15 protein-coding genes are annotated in these 16,153 nt (G+C 35.4%); 7 read left to right on the forward strand and 8 right to left on the reverse strand.

The window, feature by feature from the left end; genetic code table 11:
• The 3 genes from H7A25_04205 to H7A25_04215 all read left to right on the forward strand — a co-directional run bounded on the left by H7A25_04205 (position 1) and on the right by H7A25_04215 (position 1,830).
• Positions 1-387, forward strand: coding sequence for a zinc ribbon domain-containing protein (locus H7A25_04205; GenBank protein ID MCP5499079.1), 387 nt, complete (start codon positions 1-3; stop codon positions 385-387).
• Between the two features lie 3 nt (positions 388-390).
• Positions 391-1,464 (forward strand): hypothetical protein, encoded by a 1,074-nt coding sequence (locus H7A25_04210; protein MCP5499080.1) that lies wholly within the window; start codon positions 391-393, stop codon positions 1,462-1,464.
• 72 nt (positions 1,465-1,536) lie between these two features.
• Positions 1,537-1,830: a hypothetical protein gene (locus H7A25_04215; protein MCP5499081.1), complete on the forward strand. Its 294-nt coding sequence runs from the start codon at positions 1,537-1,539 to the stop codon at positions 1,828-1,830.
• Here H7A25_04215 and H7A25_04220 read toward each other — a convergent pair.
• Positions 1,811-2,248: a GNAT family N-acetyltransferase gene (locus tag H7A25_04220; protein MCP5499082.1), complete on the reverse strand. Its 438-nt coding sequence runs from the start codon at positions 2,246-2,248 to the stop codon at positions 1,811-1,813. The two genes, H7A25_04215 and H7A25_04220, sit on opposite strands and share 20 nt — an antisense overlap.
• Before the next feature lie 93 nt (positions 2,249-2,341).
• Between H7A25_04220 and H7A25_04225 the strand changes: the two genes are divergently transcribed.
• Positions 2,342-4,639: a PAS domain S-box protein gene (locus H7A25_04225; protein ID MCP5499083.1), complete on the forward strand. Its 2,298-nt coding sequence runs from the start codon at positions 2,342-2,344 to the stop codon at positions 4,637-4,639.
• Between the two features lie 12 nt (positions 4,640-4,651).
• Here H7A25_04225 and H7A25_04230 read toward each other — a convergent pair whose 3' ends face one another.
• Together H7A25_04230 and H7A25_04235 are read right to left on the reverse strand one after the other, a co-directional pair.
• The gene (locus H7A25_04230; protein ID MCP5499084.1) at positions 4,652-6,448 is read right to left on the reverse strand and encodes a DNA mismatch repair protein; all 1,797 of its coding nucleotides are present in this window, start codon (positions 6,446-6,448) and stop codon (positions 4,652-4,654) included.
• Positions 6,445-6,690, reverse strand: a complete 246-nt coding sequence (locus H7A25_04235) for a hypothetical protein (GenBank protein ID MCP5499085.1) — start codon at positions 6,688-6,690, stop codon at positions 6,445-6,447. The genes H7A25_04230 and H7A25_04235 overlap by 4 nt, the downstream gene beginning before the upstream one ends.
• Before the next feature lie 184 nt (positions 6,691-6,874).
• Here H7A25_04235 and H7A25_04240 point away from each other — a divergent pair, with 184 nt between their 5' ends.
• Positions 6,875-7,081: a hypothetical protein gene (locus H7A25_04240; GenBank protein MCP5499086.1), complete on the forward strand. Its 207-nt coding sequence runs from the start codon at positions 6,875-6,877 to the stop codon at positions 7,079-7,081.
• Positions 7,082-7,225: 144 nt separating this feature from the next.
• Here the strand turns inward: H7A25_04240 and H7A25_04245 are convergent, their stop codons facing one another.
• The 3 genes from H7A25_04245 to H7A25_04255 form a co-directional block, all read right to left on the reverse strand.
• The gene (locus H7A25_04245) at positions 7,226-8,821 is read right to left on the reverse strand and encodes an anti-sigma factor antagonist (GenBank protein MCP5499087.1); all 1,596 of its coding nucleotides are present in this window, start codon (positions 8,819-8,821) and stop codon (positions 7,226-7,228) included.
• A 35-nt stretch (positions 8,822-8,856) separates the two neighbouring features.
• A complete protein-coding gene (locus tag H7A25_04250) occupies positions 8,857-9,459 on the reverse strand; it encodes a hypothetical protein (protein MCP5499088.1) in 603 nt (200 codons plus the stop codon).
• Positions 9,460-9,641: 182 nt separating this feature from the next.
• Positions 9,642-9,842, reverse strand: coding sequence for a hypothetical protein (locus tag H7A25_04255; GenBank protein ID MCP5499089.1), 201 nt, complete (start codon positions 9,840-9,842; stop codon positions 9,642-9,644).
• A gap of 120 nt (positions 9,843-9,962) precedes the next feature.
• On the opposite strand from H7A25_04255, the gene mtnC reads away from it, so the two are divergent.
• Positions 9,963-10,676 carry an acireductone synthase gene (mtnC, locus tag H7A25_04260; protein ID MCP5499090.1) on the forward strand — a complete coding sequence of 238 codons (714 nt, stop codon included), beginning with the start codon at positions 9,963-9,965 and terminating at the stop codon, positions 10,674-10,676.
• Here mtnC and H7A25_04265 read toward each other — a convergent pair.
• Positions 10,669-11,451 (reverse strand): nitroreductase family protein, encoded by a 783-nt coding sequence (locus H7A25_04265; protein MCP5499091.1) that lies wholly within the window; start codon positions 11,449-11,451, stop codon positions 10,669-10,671. The two genes, mtnC and H7A25_04265, sit on opposite strands and share 8 nt — an antisense overlap.
• 503 nt (positions 11,452-11,954) lie before the next feature.
• Between H7A25_04265 and H7A25_04270 the strand changes: the two genes are divergently transcribed.
• Positions 11,955-12,623: a hypothetical protein gene (locus H7A25_04270; GenBank protein ID MCP5499092.1), complete on the forward strand. Its 669-nt coding sequence runs from the start codon at positions 11,955-11,957 to the stop codon at positions 12,621-12,623.
• Positions 12,624-12,743: 120 nt separating this feature from the next.
• Here H7A25_04270 and H7A25_04275 read toward each other — a convergent pair whose 3' ends face one another.
• Complete coding sequence (locus tag H7A25_04275) at positions 12,744-16,133, reverse strand: OmpA family protein (protein MCP5499093.1); 3,390 nt, start codon at positions 16,131-16,133, stop codon at positions 12,744-12,746.
• Between the last annotated feature and the right edge of the window lie 20 nt (positions 16,134-16,153).

A 16,153-nucleotide genomic window follows, 5' to 3' on the forward strand; every position in this document is an offset into this window, starting at 1 on the left:
ATGGATATTTTATTTTTCTTTTATTCTTTTTGCCTGCTCGGCATTCTTATCGTTCCTTTTTGGTTCTTTTACAAGAACCATATTCTTTCCAATGCTTCAGTTCTTAAAGCACTTGAACTTTCCAGGTTCCGTGTTTTAGACGAAAAACGTTTTCTCTTGTTGGAAAATTTGGGGGATTTAAAAATTGAAAGAGATACTTCTAAGCTAAGTGAGGAAGAGTTTTTAGAGCTCTCAAAAGATATTATTGTAGAACTTAAACAAATTGATTCCGAGTTGAAGGAAAATGGTATTGTAAAAAAACAAAAAACACATTGCCCTTCCTGTAATTACTCAGTCCTTCCTGATAAAGCTCGTTTTTGTCCAATGTGCGGAATTACTTTAACATAAAATTTGTCCAGGGTATTTCCGCTTTTTCTTGTATTTGTAAGTATTTTACTTCTAAGTAAACTCAGTTTTCATTATCTTTTATCCTATGCTGAACTGAGTTCTTTTCTCTGGTCAATACTGAATAAAAGAGAAATAAAACAGAATAAATATGATGTTTTAATATTAGGAGATAGCCAGATATTATCCGGACTCCATCCCCTCTTATTAGAAAAAAAAACACAAAAAAAAATTCTCTATTTTCCCAGACCTTCCGAACAACCGGAAGGAATCTATCTCTTACTGCAAGACTTTCAGAAAAAGGGATTTGTATTCAAAACCCTGATTTTCAATATTTCACCATTACATGCTTCTGAGAATTATTTTACAAAAACCCATAGAAGCCTTGCTAAGAACTTTGATTCCTTTCATATACGTTTCTATACGGATTCCGACTTAAGAAAGTTTTATTTTAAGGAAAAAGGGGATAGTCTTTATTACCTGATAAGCCACATGTTCCCTTTACTTCGTTTAAATGGAAGCCCTGGTTCTGAATTAAAAATAATCCCCTTATCAAAAACTCTGAACCCAAATCATAAAAGAACTTTAGAACTTTTGAATTCACCTTTTTTTGGAGAGTTGCATATTTACTATTCTCAGAATCTTTTTTTGCAAGAACAACTTCCAAAAAATGGATATTACTGGAATTGGGGGCATTTCCGGACGGAAGAGCTACATTGCATACCGACACAGGAGAAGGAATTAAACCCAGCAGTAGCAACTGCATTTTTAAAGCCTCGAAAAAGTGCAGTAGAAATGTGGAATAAGATTATCAATACTGCAAAAAAGAACAATATCCATGTGCAGCTTATCTCAATTCCTTTTTCTTCTTCAGCCGAGGAAATAATCCATCCTCAGGGAAGGATAGATCCCTTTATTCATGCAGTACTGGTGTTGAAAAATCAGTTTGGAAATTCCCTACTTCATGAAATACCGGAGAGTCTTTTTGTAAAAGGTGAATATAATGATTTTATCCATCCGAATACCTGCGGGATGTTGAAAATTACTGATGAACTGGCCGGTCTTCTCGATATGCTTTGAGATTTTCCCTTTTCTATAAACCCCGGAGACATTTCTTCCGATGTTTGTAAAAATAACGAAAAAGGAAAAAGCATGACAGAAGAAATCTTTACACAGTACTGGGACGAACTTAAAACCATGAACAAATCCGAACTCACCCGCATTAGTCATGATGAAAAAGAACCCCTTATCAAACGAACCATCGCAAAAGCCATGATGCTTTTCTATGTCACGGGAGAGTTTCATCACATTGAAAAGGTGCTGGGGATGAAGCAAAATCCTTATGACCTTATGAATATTACTGAAATAGTGGAAAGTGCCGGTGGCAACAAAATCAGCAAGAAAAAAGCAGCCAAAAAGAAAGCAGTTAAAAAGCTTCCTCTTTGAAACCATAAATCATTTTTCTGTGCAGGATATTTGCTTCCTGAAATAATTCCCCAACCGGAAAAAAGCCGTTTTTTTCATAAAAGGGGATCGCAGAAACCTGGGCATGTAAATAAATTTCTTCCGGTTCTGTCATTCTTTCTAACATCTCCCGGATAAGCTGTGTTCCTATCTTATAGTTTCGAAATTCTTTTAAAACGGCAAACCGTTCCATTTTCACCTTTTCTCCTATATATCGAAATCTTGCAGTACCGACAGGTTTTGAATCATAAAAGGCTAGAAACTGTTTTGATGAAAGATCGAACTCATCAAACTCTTCTTTTTCCTCGACTCCCTGTTCCTCGATAAACACTTTTCTGCGGATCTGAAATGCCTGTTCCAATCCCTCATTCGATTGAATTTCTATGATTTTTATTTCCATTTTACTTCCTTATGAAAGTATAGAAGATGTTGACTCATATTTTATTTGGATTATAATCGTTTTCAGGCATCTTTTATCAATCATAATTAAGCTATGACAATATCCGAAGATAGGCAGACACCTTTTGCTTTGCTGGAAAATTTTCCCGGTCCTATCTTTGTGTTTGACCCGGAAAAAGACTACGAAATTGTTTTTAGTAACCGGGCTGCCGAAGCACATACTCTAAATGAAGTAATATTAGATAAGTATAATGTAGAAAGTTTTCAAATTACCCGGGATGAAATTGCACTCATCTGGAAACTACTCCGTCTCGAAAAAAAAATTACGATAAAGAGAAGTTTTACTATTGCCGGGAAAATGAATGTTTACAAACTCCTATTCTTCATTTCAAAAGCAGAAGGTAAGTCATTTATAGGTTTAACCCTCAAAGAAATCAAGAATAAGGTAAAAAACAGTTTAGGTGACAATATCTCGGATAATCAGGACATCTCTGAAACCCTGCTATTTCATGCAAATATATTAAAAAGTATTCAGGAAGGAATTCTTGTATCAGATATAAATTTTAATATCATTTATCATAATGATGCTTCTGAAGATATATTTGGATATAAACATACAGATATTCAGAACAAAAATTTATTGGATTTCTTTTCTAATGTAAAAAAAATCGAACTTAAAGATATTCTAAAGTCTGTTCTTCAAGATTCAACGTATTCAGCTGAATGGCACTGCCTGACCTCTTACTATGCAGATTTATATATAGAAGTTCTAATATCTCCTATTAAAAATTTAAAGCAAAATATAAGTGGATTAATTCTTGTCGCTCGAAACATAACTAAAAGAAAGATAGAAAATAGGGAGTATGACAATCTCTCCCAGCGTTTAAAGATAGCCACCGACTCAGCCAAACTGGCTGTATGGGAATGGGATATCGAAAAAGATTACATCTTCTTTGATAAGCGCATGTATGAACTTATGGGAATTTCAGAAGATAGTTTTGAGGGTTCTTTGTATTCTTTTATCAAACTCATTCATCCGGATGATGTGGTGAAATTTATTAACGAGATTGAGGATGCGATAAAACATAAACATAATTTTGAAATGGAATATAAGCTAATAAAAAAACAGGCTCCTTTCAAATATATAAAAAGTTTTGCGAGGGTGTTATTTTCTCAGAAAGACAATCCCGGTAGAATGGTTGGAGTGAACTGGGATATTAGTGATATAAAACAAACAGAGCTTGCATTGTTAAAAAGCCTACAGGATGTTCAAAATTTTAAAAATGCTTTGAGTAAAAGTGCTCTTATTTCTGTTACAGATATCGATGGAAAAATCATTGATGCAAATGAGGCATTTATCGAAAATTCTGGATATTCAAAAGAAGAACTTATTGGTAATACACATAGATTAGTTTGTTCCGGTTATCATCCGAATTCTTATTTTAAAGAAATGTGGGATACAATACTTAGTGGAAATTACTGGAGAGGAGAAATAAAAAATAAATCTAAAAATGGAACTACTTTCTGGGTAGATACTGTCATTCACCCCATTTTTAATGAGAAAGGAGAAATTTATCAATTTCTATCAGTTCGTCATCCGATAACAGAAAGAAAAAATGCAGAAGAAAAATTGATTGAGCTAAATAAAAGTCTCGAAGAAAGAATTCAAGATAGAACCAGACGACTCATTGAATTAAATAAAGAAAAAAGCGAGTTTTTAAGTATTGTTGCCCATGACTTAAAGAATCCTCTTACCACCATATCTTTGTCCAGTACTATATTACTTGATAATTTGAATAAACTTCAAATAGAAGAAACGGAAAAGTTTTTAAAACGAATTGTTTATGCTACCGAAAGAATAAATAATATAATCCATTCTTTTCTTGATTTAAGAGCACTCGAAGAAGGATATGTCCAATTAAATAAAGAAGAAACTTCCTTAAATGAATTTTTTGAAAAAATCCGTTCTTCCTTCAAAGAAAAAGCATTTCAAAAAAATATTCATTTTGATATAAAAATTGAATCAGAGAAAGATATTTTTATCCTGGATCAAAACCTACTTTCGGAAATTTTAGAAAATCTTATTTCCAATGCATTCAAATTTTCTAATGCAGATTCTTCGATCAAATTAATATGCCAATACAGAAAAGAAAAGCTTGAATTTCGCGTAATAGATGAAGGCCCTGGAATCAAAGCCAATGAAGTAAAATTACTTTTTCAGAAATATACCAAATTATCACCTAGACCTACTGCCGGTGAAAACTCAACAGGACTCGGTCTTTATATTACTCAAAAGCTATTGGACTATTTAAACGGTAAGATCTGGTATGAGTCGAATCCGGATGGAGGGAGTTGTTTTATTTTTGAAATTCCGATAGATGAAACTCTCTAAATTGTAAACATTCTAATATTCTAAGTGTAAACCTTCAATTTCAAGAATTTTTAAAGCATTACTGCTATTCACTACACCGAGTTTTATTTTATAATCAAAACTCATTTTATTCTCTATGATTTGCTCGGAAAAATGTTTATTTGTAAAACTATCTTCGTTCTCTTTTGCCAGTTCAATATCATGTGTAGTAACAAAGGTAAAGGAGTTATATTTTTGTAGTTCTTTTAATATAGCTCTTGAGGCAAGCAAGCGTTCTCTCGTATTCGTTCCTTTGAATATTTCATCCATAAGAACAATAGAATATTTCCCGGTTTGTAAGTTTTTTACTATATTCGTAATTCTTTTTACTTCTGCATAAAAAAAGGAAATTCCGTCTTCAAGGGAATCTTCATTTTTTATACTAGTAAGAATTTGAAGAGGAGGTAAGTGAAATTCATCTGCTAATACCGGCCCCCCGCACATAGCCAGTAAAACATTTACACCAATCGTTCTTAAATAAGTTGTTTTTCCGGACATATTAGAACCCGTAATTAAAACCAGTTCTCCTATATTTAGTTTATCCAGAGGATTGCTTATTCGTGAAGAAGCGGGAATTAAGGGATGCCCCATATTTTTTGCTTCCATATTTTTAAAAGAAGAATCAATTAGAGGAAAAGAATATTCCGAATGTATGATTTTCAAAACGGCAAAGGGTATAAGTGCATCAAGTTTTTGAATGGCTTCTGCCCACAGTCTTGCCTGCTGTAAGTATTTTGATTTCCAACTTTCAAGTCTGGCTATTTGCCAGAAGTCCCAGGCAAATAGAAAATTTAAAAGAAAATGCAGGGCCGGTGCTTCTATCACGGAAACTTTCGACAGGATAGACTCCAATTCTTCTATAGAAAAACGCAGACCTTTCCTGTCAATTCCGGCAAGTGCAGAATGACTCAGTTCAATAGAAGAATTAGATTTTAAGTATATAAGTAACTTCTTAATTTTTCCTATCTGTCCGGAAATACCGGTATAAGCCTTAAATCGCCTATTCAGTTCTTTTTTGTAATACAGACTCAGGATAAGTTGTAAAAAAAAGATACTGGAATAAAAGCCCGGTATGGATAGAAGTATTGTTAAAAATAAAGATATATAAGAGATAAAAAATAGGGGGCGAAAACTATAAAATAAGAACTTTCGATTAGTAAAGAACGATTTTTGCTCTCGGAACAAAGAAGAAAAATCCAGCTTCTTATGTAAGTTTTCAGAAAGTCCTGAATTTAAAAGTCTGAGAAACTTAAAAGTAAAAAACCGCTTTTGAGATAATTCTCGAATTTGTTTTTGTCTGTAGTTAATATCCTCAGCATTTCGTTCTACTGTGCCGGAAAGGTTTTCTAAAAAATATTCTTCTCCTTTTTTAGTTCCGGTAGTATCGAGAAATGTGAACAAACCATTTTTTTTACTGATATCCAGATCTGTAAAATAAGATGGATAATTTGAAAAGTCTCTTTCTCCTGTATAGATTTTATCTAATTGCAGATTGGATCGATAAAATTCTCTTTGTAATTGTTCTCGAAATTCTGAGGATAGTTGTATAAATAGAGAAAGCTTAGAATATTCGCGAATTAAAAAAATGAAAATAAGCAGGGGAAATGCACTCAAAAGGTAAAAGGAAAAAGATTTTTTTAATAGATAAAGGCTGAGAATAAGAGCAATAAGAGATACAAAGGAGAGTAAGCGAAAGAGAGAAAGCTTTTGGAGGATTTTTCTTTTTTTTTGAATTAAAACATCAAGGCGAAAGATTCGCCTTTGAAATGCCGGTCTCAGGGTTTTTATCATCCGGGAAAAAAATAAGTGCTCTGTGAATATTCATAATTTTCATTTTCTCTACGACTGATTTCGAGATCGAGAGTTTTGATAAGGCTCACTACATCTTTTAAGATCCATCGATCTACAACACGACCCCGGTCACGCCCTTTGATTTTATCGAGATAGATGTAACCGAAGAGATCTTCCCCGTATTCATATGCGACAAACCTTCCTCTGCGGTTGCCTGTTTTATTAATCATCCGAATATTCATATTGTAAAAACCCGTTTTTAGTACTAAAAACATATAATAATATAGTACGTTTTTTTTGTACAATATTTTTTTTTATTCAGCTATTTTTTAATTCATACGATAGTATTATCGGGGATACAAACAAAGAAATAGAAACCCCGCTTCTAATCAGAAGACTCTTAATGAATGTTGTATGGAGGCCATAATGGTTTACGAGGATTTTAATCCTGATATTAAAAGTAACTATACCCGCGTAGGTGTTTCCACTGCTAATATAGTTAGCGATACCCTTCTTCCTTCTTCGGGCCTGAGAGCCAGAGATCTTTTAAATTCAAGGCAATTGATGAAATTAAAGAGAATTCGCTCCCGCCGTTTAAGCCAGGAAGTCCTTAGTTTTATGATTGAAGATTGAGATCTGAAAAAGAGAGCAGAAAAAAGTAAGCTCTCTTTCGTTCCGGGAAGCAAGCGAAGCACCTTTAATTCTCTTATGATTAAAGAAAATTCCCGGTTTTTTGAGGTTTGCAGGCGACAGGTTTTTGTGTCGCCTTTTATAGAATTAGATATCCCTTGAATCGATGATCGACTGAATAATATCCCTGCCTTCCTGTACAGAAGATGCTACGCGTATGTGATTCTCAAGTCTGGTTATAGAAAAGACTTTCCTTACACTATCAACGATATTACAAACCACCAATTCTCCGCCTCTTCTCCTTAACCAGCCTACAATTTGAATAAAGGTACCTATACCGGAAGAATCAATATGTCTGGTGTCGGAAAGATCGAATATCATAAATCGGTATCCATCACTCATCTGATTTTGTACGATTGTCTTAATATCAGGACATTTATACAGGTCAATATCACCGATTGTCTTATATTCGAAAATACTATCATGTAAATCAATGCCTGACAGATCCACAAGGTCGATGCGGGATTGAATTTCACTTCCGGCCATTATAAAGTGCTTACTCGTATTCCCTGTGTTTTCCTTTAATTTATTTTCCATTACCTTCAAACGACTCAGAAGGGGTTTTAAGAGTTCAGGCGATAAGGCAACACTTGACTCCACCTTGGAAATAATTCCTTGCAAACTATCTCTGGCATGAGTCAATTCGTTGTCCTGTATTAACCTTGCAGCCCTCATAATCGTTCTGGCTGAAGTGGCGACCAGTCTTTCCACAACAACATCTTTATCCGGTGCAGGTTCTTCTTCCGATTCACGGATAAAAACAGAGGCACTAACTTTATCAAATTTCATTTTTTCGAAGAGATTATAGTAACTTAATTCTGCACTTACAAGACTTGTTTCATATACCTCGGAATTAGCACTTACTTCCAGACCAAGAATAATATTGCGAACATCATCTGAACGAATATCTCCCGGTTGGATGGTAATCGTATCATCGGAAACTTTTTGAACCGGCATGTCATGGAGTAATTCGAGCATTTTTACACCGGGTGCCATTTTAAGTTTAATTTCTAAAGCCTGTCCGTAAAGTGCGCCAATATCTCCAAACTCCTTGAAGAAAATTTCATTGGTTTGCTCCGGGGATTGAATATAATAGAAATTTCCACCACCTGCAAGAGCAATTTCCCTGAGAGAATGCTCATTAAAATCCTCTCCGAAACCTATCGTTGTTGTGGAAATCCCTCGACTAAAATGATCAGCAGCAATTTGATTGAATTGAGATTGCTCTTTTATCCCCATAGTAGCCTGTCCGTCGGTAAGCAGGATAACCCTTTTATAAGAGTTTGGAACATCTGCACTTTCAATGGCTCGAAGTGCCTGGAGCCAGCCACCACTCAAGTTTGTAGAAGTTGCCACCTGGATCGAGTGTAGCTTGTCTATCACTGCCGATTTATCCTTTAACTGGATCAGGGGTTGCACCATCTGCACATCTGCCGAATAGGCAATAATCGAAATATAATCATGCCTGGTAAGCCAATTAATGAGAGATTCGGCAGCATCAAGTGTAGCAGAAATTTTCTCTCCTTTCATTGACCAGCTTTTGTCTATAGCCAGACCAATTACCAGAGGTTGCCTGTTGATGATCGTAGGTGGTGGCGGAGTTTTAATTCTTAAGAGTAAATGGTTTTTTTCCTTTTGACCGGGTTTGATTGTTCGTTTCTCAAGCTTGGCTTCTAATTCCATTCTGATACAATAGGATTTTTATAAAAGTTTTGCAACTACATTTTCATATTTACTCCGGATAACTTTTTGATATTCTCTTCCAGTAATTCTTTCTTCTGAATTTTTAAGAGAATTTTATTTAGTTTTGTCGCTATTTTATGTTTTCCTTGTCTACGGTAGAAACGGATGAGATTTCTAAAAATAAGGCTTCTGTACCTTGACTTTAAAGAATTTTTAATAAAAGATCTTTTTAGGTAAAAAGTATTTTCCGGTTTGTAACTTTTTAAGAGAAGGGTTTTATCCACTGAGGGAGTTTTTTTTTCACTTTCAAGGATTTCATCCATAATTCGATTTAAGGATTTATAATCTTTTCTTGCAAATAGGAGGCAGGAATAAAGATAAATTCCCTCCGTATAAAACCGGGTATGCTCTGCTTCCTTGTAAAAAATGTCTCCCCAAATAATTCCGGGTTTGAAATCTCCGGACACAAGGGCTTTATCCATACTGATGAGGATATAGAAAAAAAAGTCGGTATCCTCAGCTTTGATTCCCTTTGAATAAAGCTCAAAGAGCATAGCATTTAAATTCTTCACCTCAGGTTCGGTTAAAAAAAATAGAAGTAAAAAATTCTTATCCGGTTTAAAATCCGGTTTTTTCATTTCGGTTTTTAACACAGATAAACACTCTTCGTAAAGGTTCCGATTATAATAAGTTTTGGCTGCTTCTAAAGAACTTTGAGAAAAAGTAGGGGAAAAAAGAGCGAATAAAAGGAAAAGGTATAGACTCCCCCACCTTTCTATTGAATAAGATAGGGAAGAAAACATAAAGTCGAGGACCTGTGTTAAATTTCCACTACATTAGAAGAACCACACATCGGACAAATCATATCATCATTGCGATAATAGTCTTCTTCTTCATCGAATTCTTCGTAATTTAGCTTCCAACGATAATCACAGTCTTCGCAAGCAAGAATTATACTATCATCTTCCTCGTAGTATTCATCTTCTTCAAAATCATCTTCATAATCATCATCATAAGGCATAGTAACAAACGATTATACCCACTATTTTTGTCAAGTTATAGATCAGAAAAAACAATTGAAAATATATAACTAAGAACAATTTTCTCTTTTAGCAAAGTTAGCTAAAAATACTCTGGTTCTATGAATTTTAACTCTATAGATGTTTTTCTATTTGATATAGAAGGAACTACCAGCCCCATCAGTTTTGTCCATGAAGTCATGTTTCCCTACTCTAAACGAGAACTTTCGGCTTACCTGCAAAATAATGGGCTCAGTACTGAAGTTTATATACTCTTAAAGGAAGAATACAAAAAAGATAGACAACAAAACATTTATACCGCTGAACTCGAATACACAAACAGGCAATCTATAGAGAACTATCTGAAATTTTTAATCCAGGTAGATAGGAAGAGTACCGCTTTAAAAGAAATTCAGGGAAAGATCTGGAAAAAGGGGTTTGAATCAGGAGAAATTCAGAGTATTCTTTATGAAGATGTTCCACCTTTCTTTGAAAAGATAAAGGAGAATCAAAAAAGAATCGGAATCTATTCCTCAGGTAGTATAGAAGCACAGAAATTGGTCTTTCGATTCTCGAATAGGGGAGACCTGAGTTCATATATTTCCTATTATTTTGATACAAAAATTGGAGCCAAACGAGAAGCCAATTCCTATAAAGAAATTGCGAAGCAGGTAAATATATCAGCGGAAAAAATTTTATTTTTCACAGACATTAAAGAAGAAGCAGAGGCTGCACAGGAAGCTTCTATCCGGGCCATAATCTTGAATCGACCCGGAAATACAGAACAGGGTCTGCATAACTTTTCTATCCTGCACAATTTTCAGGAATTTAGCTGAGTTTTTTACCCCCATAATAATTCCAGCTTACAAGCTCTTCAAAGCTTCTTCTTTCATCAGAAATCCAGTCAATATTGTTTCGTGTAACTGCCGGATCCAGGTAACCCAGTCTGTATACGGCCATCAGTTCATGTGTATCCGGAACTTTTAAGATTTCGAGGATCTTATTCCAGTTTTCCGGAATTTCCATGGGAGTAGATACAAATTGTACTCCCATTTGTAAGGAAGTTGCAGTAAGCCAGATGTTCTGTAAAGCTGCTCCCATAGAAATAAGGGAGTAAATACCTGATTTCTCTCCGGGTTTGTATTCTTCTTTTTTTAACATGAAACCTAATAATACCGGAGAGTTCGTCACGATATTCTCTGCATCTTTTGCGAGGATATCCGGAACATGAAAAAAGTTTAAAACAGAAACGGCTTTTTGGCTGAAAAGAAAAGATATAAAAGGTCTTAAAAAGAAAGGAATTCTGTCAATATGTATTCCTGTGCGCTTAGTTTCGATATCTTGTTTGGAAAAGCGAAAATACTTTTTATATCTTTCAAAAAAAGTTCCTTGCTCCATTAACTTTTTCATAGAATCTTTGGCAATCTGTCCGATTTCTCTGCGTTTATTCTCATCAGTAATTACGATAAAATCCCAGGGTTGGCTGTTGAAGTGTGATGGAGCCCGGTTGGCTGCATTGATAATCTGCCTGAGATCAGACTCCAAAACAGGTTTATTTAAAAAAGCATTATTGCTAGTTTTTCTTTTTTGAATCGCTTCCTGAAGTTCCATTTTTTGTCCTTAATTTTTTATAGATTAATTCTCTGGTTTACATACAGTGAGTATTGGAGTGTAAACAACCCATGATCAATAAGTACCGGGAATATAGGGATAAATTCAAGAAGATTATACAGTCGAAAAACAGATTCAAAAAAATCCCTAATTTTATAGAACTTTTGGAAAAAGGTCTGGATAAGGAATTATCCAGGGTTCAACAGGGAGATATTCCCATTGAAAATCTCCCTATTAACCTTGAATTACGAAAAAAGGGAATTTTTCGAGACCTTTATGATAAGGTTTTTCCCGTTTCTCATGTTTTCCAGATAGATTATCGTTACAACCGGGAATTTTTAAGTGATTTCATGCCCATATCAAATGAGGCTTACCTGGGCAGGGGGTCTTATAAGTTAGTATATCACCTTCCCTGGAATCAGGTTTTAAAGGTAGGAAAATCCAAATTCTATTCCGATCCACTTTTTGGTTCTCTTTTTCGAGAAGTTGAAAAAAATCTTTCGATATATTTAAAACCGGAAGAACTTCAACTCAGTGAATTTTTACAATCCAGGGTTCGAAATCGAAATACAAAAGAAGCAATTCATTTGAAATTTGTTCGTCTTGGACTGGAGAGGCTTCACTATTGGAAAGTGAAAACTCTTCTACCGGATCTGGTTTTACCTACCAAGTATTTTATGGGTATTCGCTATCGCTCCAGACCCTTTCTTTCAGAAGGAGCTACTCTAACTCCCTGTGATAGACAGATTCTACTGGCCGGAAAACATTTGAAAGAATTTGTAAACTTACAGGATAAGGTAAAACAGAACTTTATCGCTGATAGATTGTTTCCAAAATGGAAGCTAAATTTTGATTCTCATAAATTCGGAACGGTCAATAAATCCAAACTCAAAAAAATTGCTTTTAACTTTCATCGGGTAATAGAAGCCACAAAATACCTGGCTGATAAAGAAAACTTGATCTTAGATTTACATTCAGAAAACATCATTATTACTATTCCCGATTTTGAACTCAAGATTTTTGATTTTCATGTATTCGATGAGCACCTGTATGAACCGAGCAGCAATCGCCTGGCTCCGGAACAGGACCACATTGAAACTATTAATAATTTTATAGAGTCTTTTGGATTGGGGAAAAATTCGGATCCGTTTATAGAAGGTGAGGCCGATTGACCTCACCTGGAAGTAAACATAAGGGACAGTGGTCGCTTTAGTACCACCGCCCTTTGACTATTCTACTCTCTGATAATGCCATCGGACCCTGAGCTCAGCCGAAGGGCAATGGTGTAGATTTTATTTGTCTTCTGCTACTTTCTTTCTTGGAACAATAATTAACTCAACCCTTCTGTTTTGTTTTCTTCCCTTCAGGGTTTGATTGGAAGCTACAGGTTTATAGTCTGCATATCCGGCTACGGCAAATTTACCCGGCTCATATTTTCCTAAGGAGAGGAGATAACGCAGAACACTCATTGCTCTTTTGGTAGACAGTTCCCAGTTATCTTTGAATTTATTCTTCTTATGTTTTACCGGGGTACTATCTGTATGTCCTTCCACAAAAATTGTATTTTCCGGATATTTGTTCAAAACACTGGTTATTTTACGTAAAGCTCTTTTTCCATCAGGGCTTAGTTCTGAAGAACCAGGTGCAAAAGTCAGCTTGTTATTCAGATTAATATTAATTCTATCTGAATTGCTGTCATCAACTGTTACCTGTCCATCTTTGATTTCGTCTTTCAAACTCTTTTTCAGACTGTCGGCCTGTTGCTTTAATCTTTCGATTTCTTCTCTTTGCTTTTTGTTCTCTTCCGATAAAACAAGATATTCATCTTTTAGATTATTTAGCTCTTTATCAACGCCCTGTTTTTCAGCATTAAGAGCCAGTAACTTCTGATTCATAGCTGTTTTCTCGTTTTCCAGACTCAAGATTTTATCGTTCAGCTCAGCCAGCTTTTTATCGAGATCCTGTTTTTTCTTCTCGTATTCTTCTTTGGATTTTACGATAGCATCATCGTTAGAAGACTTTTGTTTTTTCAAAGCTTCTAAATCAGCCAGAAGTTTGGCTTTTTCTTCAGCCAGTTTCTTCTTTTCTTCTTCCAGTTTCTTTTGATCGGCTAAAGCTTTATTCAACTTCGCAGTGCTATCCGAAGTTTGCTTTTGGATTTGATTCAGATTATCTTCAGCCTTCTTCTTCTCAGCAAGTGCCTGAGCGAGTTTTTTGTCGGAATCTGCTTTTTGTTTTTGCAGATTGGCAATTTCTTGCTCCAATTTCTTTGTATCAACTTTAGGTGCTGCATTTTTATTATCAGCTAATTGCTTTTGAAGAGCTGCTTTTTCTGCCTGAAGCTTTTTGTTTTCTTCTTCTAAAACCCTGGCTTTGGCTGCCTGCTTATCGCTCTCTTCTTTGGCTTTTTTCAGGCCATTAATTTCGTTTTGAAGTTTTGCAAGATCTTCTGATGCAGCTTTGGAATCTTTAGATTTATCTTCTGTTTTTGTTTTGGCATTTTTTAAACCATCTAACTCTTTCTGAGCTTTTGCCAGGTCTTCCTGAAGTTTCTTGTTATCAGCTTCTAACTTATCAATCTCAGCCGGATCCCTGGAAAGTTTGGCTATGACTTCCTGAAGTTTTTTGGTTAATTCGGCAACTTTTTCTTCCAGTTTTTTTATTTGCTCATTGCTGGTAGAAGAGTTACCACCGGATTTCTTTAATTCATCTCTTTCTTTTTTCAGCGCGGCAATTTCATCAGTTAAAGCCTTGATTTTCTTCTCAGCGTCTCCGTTACTCGCCAATTTTTTCTCTAATTCAGCTTTGTCTTTCTTTAAAGCTTCATTTTCTTTTTGAACTTTTTCAAGATTTGCAATCGCATTCTGATTGCCTGCTAATTTCTTTTCCAGTTCCGCATTGGCTTTCTTTAAATTATCCAGTTCCGCCTGAAGTTTTTTTGAATCTCCGGTGTTATTGACCGGTGCAGGACTTGTGCCACCGGATTTTGATAATTTTGCACTCAGCTCTGCAACCTGTTTTTGGAGTTCAGTTACCTGCTGAATCAGTTTCATAAGCTCAGGACTACTATTATCTGTTTTACCTGCGGTGTTAGATTTTGCTTTGGCTTCCAGATCCTTATTTGCCTTTTCTAATTGAGCGATCTTGTCGTTGAGCTTTTTGATCTCAGCCTGGTATTTTGCAGCTTCGTCTGCATTCTTTTTGGAATTATCTGCGGGCTGACTTTTTTTACTATCCGCCAGGGCTTTTTGTGCGTCTGTTAGGGCTTTTTTACTATCCGCTAAAGCTTTCTGTGCATCTGTCTGAGCTTTTTTGCTATCCGCTAAAGCTTTTTCGGTATCATTTATTTTTTTAAGAAGATTCTGCTTTTCTTTGAGTAGGGCCGCATTCTCATCTTTCAGTTTTTTAATGTCACCACCGGAATTTGTGTTTGCTGCCAGCTTTTTCTCTAAATCTGCTTTTTGTTTTTTTAAATCTTCATTCTCTTTTTTCAGAGCCTGTAATTCAGAATCTCCGGAACGATTTTTGGCCAGTTTTTCATTGAGAATGTCTACCTGTTTTTGAAGTTCTGAAATCTGTTTTAAAAGACCATCAAGTTCTTTCTGGTATTCCGGAGCTTTATTTGCCTGTTTTTGAAGTTCGGCTTTCTCTTTCTCAAGCTGTGCAATTTTGTCCTGTAGCTTTTTTACATCTCCGGAAGCTTTCTGGCTATCGGTTAAAGCTTTCTGGTTCGCAGCGATCTGTTTTTCCAGACCGGCAATTTTATTTTTTAGAGCAGCATTTTCTTTTTCAAGTGCTTGCAGGCGAGAAAGAAGTTTTTTGTTTTCTTCAATGGCTTTATCTGCTGAACCGCTGGATTTCTTCAGATTTGCAATTTCATTATTTAATTGATTAATCTTGGCCTGGTTTTGAGCTTTCTCGTTTTTCAGGTTATTGATTTCATTTTGTAAGCGGGCTATTGTCTTCTTGTCTGCTTCACTGGAACCTGAGCCGCTTTTTGCTAACTTTGAATTGAGATCCGCAACCTGTTTTTGGAGACTTGCTGTTTTATTTTTCTCCGCAGCCAATTGTTTTTCAAGATTGGCTACCTTATTCTTTTCTGCGGCTAACTGGTTTTTTAGAGAGTTAATTTCATCCTGAAGCTTTTTTGTAGCAGCAGCATTATTCTGTCCGTCTTTTAAGGCTCTTTCTTTAGCAGCTACCTGTGACTCCAGGCTTTTTACTTTATTCTTCTCGGCTGCGAGTTGGGACTCAAGACTTTTTATCCTGTTTTTTTCTGCTGCGAGCTGGGATTCTAATTGTTGTTTTTGTTTTTTTAGATCCTCAAGTTCTTTTTCCAGAGCTGCGATTCTTTCTCGATTTGGTTCGCCACTTTTTTCGAGTTCGGCAATGCTGGTTTCTAATTCCTTTATGCGGGCTTCGAGTTCCCAGTTCTTTTTTGTCAGATCTCCCGTTTCTTTATCATACCGTTCTTTAATCGAATTGTATTGCCTTGAGATTTCATTTTTAGAATTTAGAAGTTCCTTATATTCCGATCTCCAATAGAACCAATCCAGAGAACTTTCTCCTGCTGTATTGTCTTTAGAACTTGAATCCTGGGCAAATACCAAATTTCCCGAAAACAAACTCAGGGAAATTGCCACAACCAGTAAACGAAAATAAGATTTTTTATTGCTGTCCATACCTGTCTTCTTTAATATTT

The organism is Leptospiraceae bacterium (assembly GCA_024233835.1).
Taxonomy (GTDB): domain Bacteria; phylum Spirochaetota; class Leptospiria; order Leptospirales; family Leptospiraceae; genus JACKPC01.

Coding starts and splice junctions, on each gene's coding strand:
- H7A25_04205 (MCP5499079.1), top strand. CDS start 1: ATGGATATTTTATTTTTCTTTTATTCTTTTTGCCTGCTCGGCATTCTT.
- H7A25_04215 (MCP5499081.1), top strand. CDS start 1,537: ATGACAGAAGAAATCTTTACACAGTACTGGGACGAACTTAAAACCATG.
- H7A25_04220 (MCP5499082.1), bottom strand. CDS start 2,248: ATGGAAATAAAAATCATAGAAATTCAATCGAATGAGGGATTGGAACAG.
- H7A25_04225 (MCP5499083.1), top strand. CDS start 2,342: ATGACAATATCCGAAGATAGGCAGACACCTTTTGCTTTGCTGGAAAAT.
- H7A25_04230 (MCP5499084.1), bottom strand. CDS start 6,448: ATGATAAAAACCCTGAGACCGGCATTTCAAAGGCGAATCTTTCGCCTT.
- H7A25_04235 (MCP5499085.1), bottom strand. CDS start 6,690: ATGAATATTCGGATGATTAATAAAACAGGCAACCGCAGAGGAAGGTTT.
- H7A25_04240 (MCP5499086.1), top strand. CDS start 6,875: ATGGTTTACGAGGATTTTAATCCTGATATTAAAAGTAACTATACCCGC.
- H7A25_04245 (MCP5499087.1), bottom strand. CDS start 8,821: ATGGAATTAGAAGCCAAGCTTGAGAAACGAACAATCAAACCCGGTCAA.
- H7A25_04250 (MCP5499088.1), bottom strand. CDS start 9,459: ATGAAAAAACCGGATTTTAAACCGGATAAGAATTTTTTACTTCTATTT.
- H7A25_04255 (MCP5499089.1), bottom strand. CDS start 9,842: ATGCCTTATGATGATGATTATGAAGATGATTTTGAAGAAGATGAATAC.
- mtnC (MCP5499090.1), top strand. CDS start 9,963: ATGAATTTTAACTCTATAGATGTTTTTCTATTTGATATAGAAGGAACT.
- H7A25_04265 (MCP5499091.1), bottom strand. CDS start 11,451: ATGGAACTTCAGGAAGCGATTCAAAAAAGAAAAACTAGCAATAATGCT.
- H7A25_04275 (MCP5499093.1), bottom strand. CDS start 16,133: ATGGACAGCAATAAAAAATCTTATTTTCGTTTACTGGTTGTGGCAATT.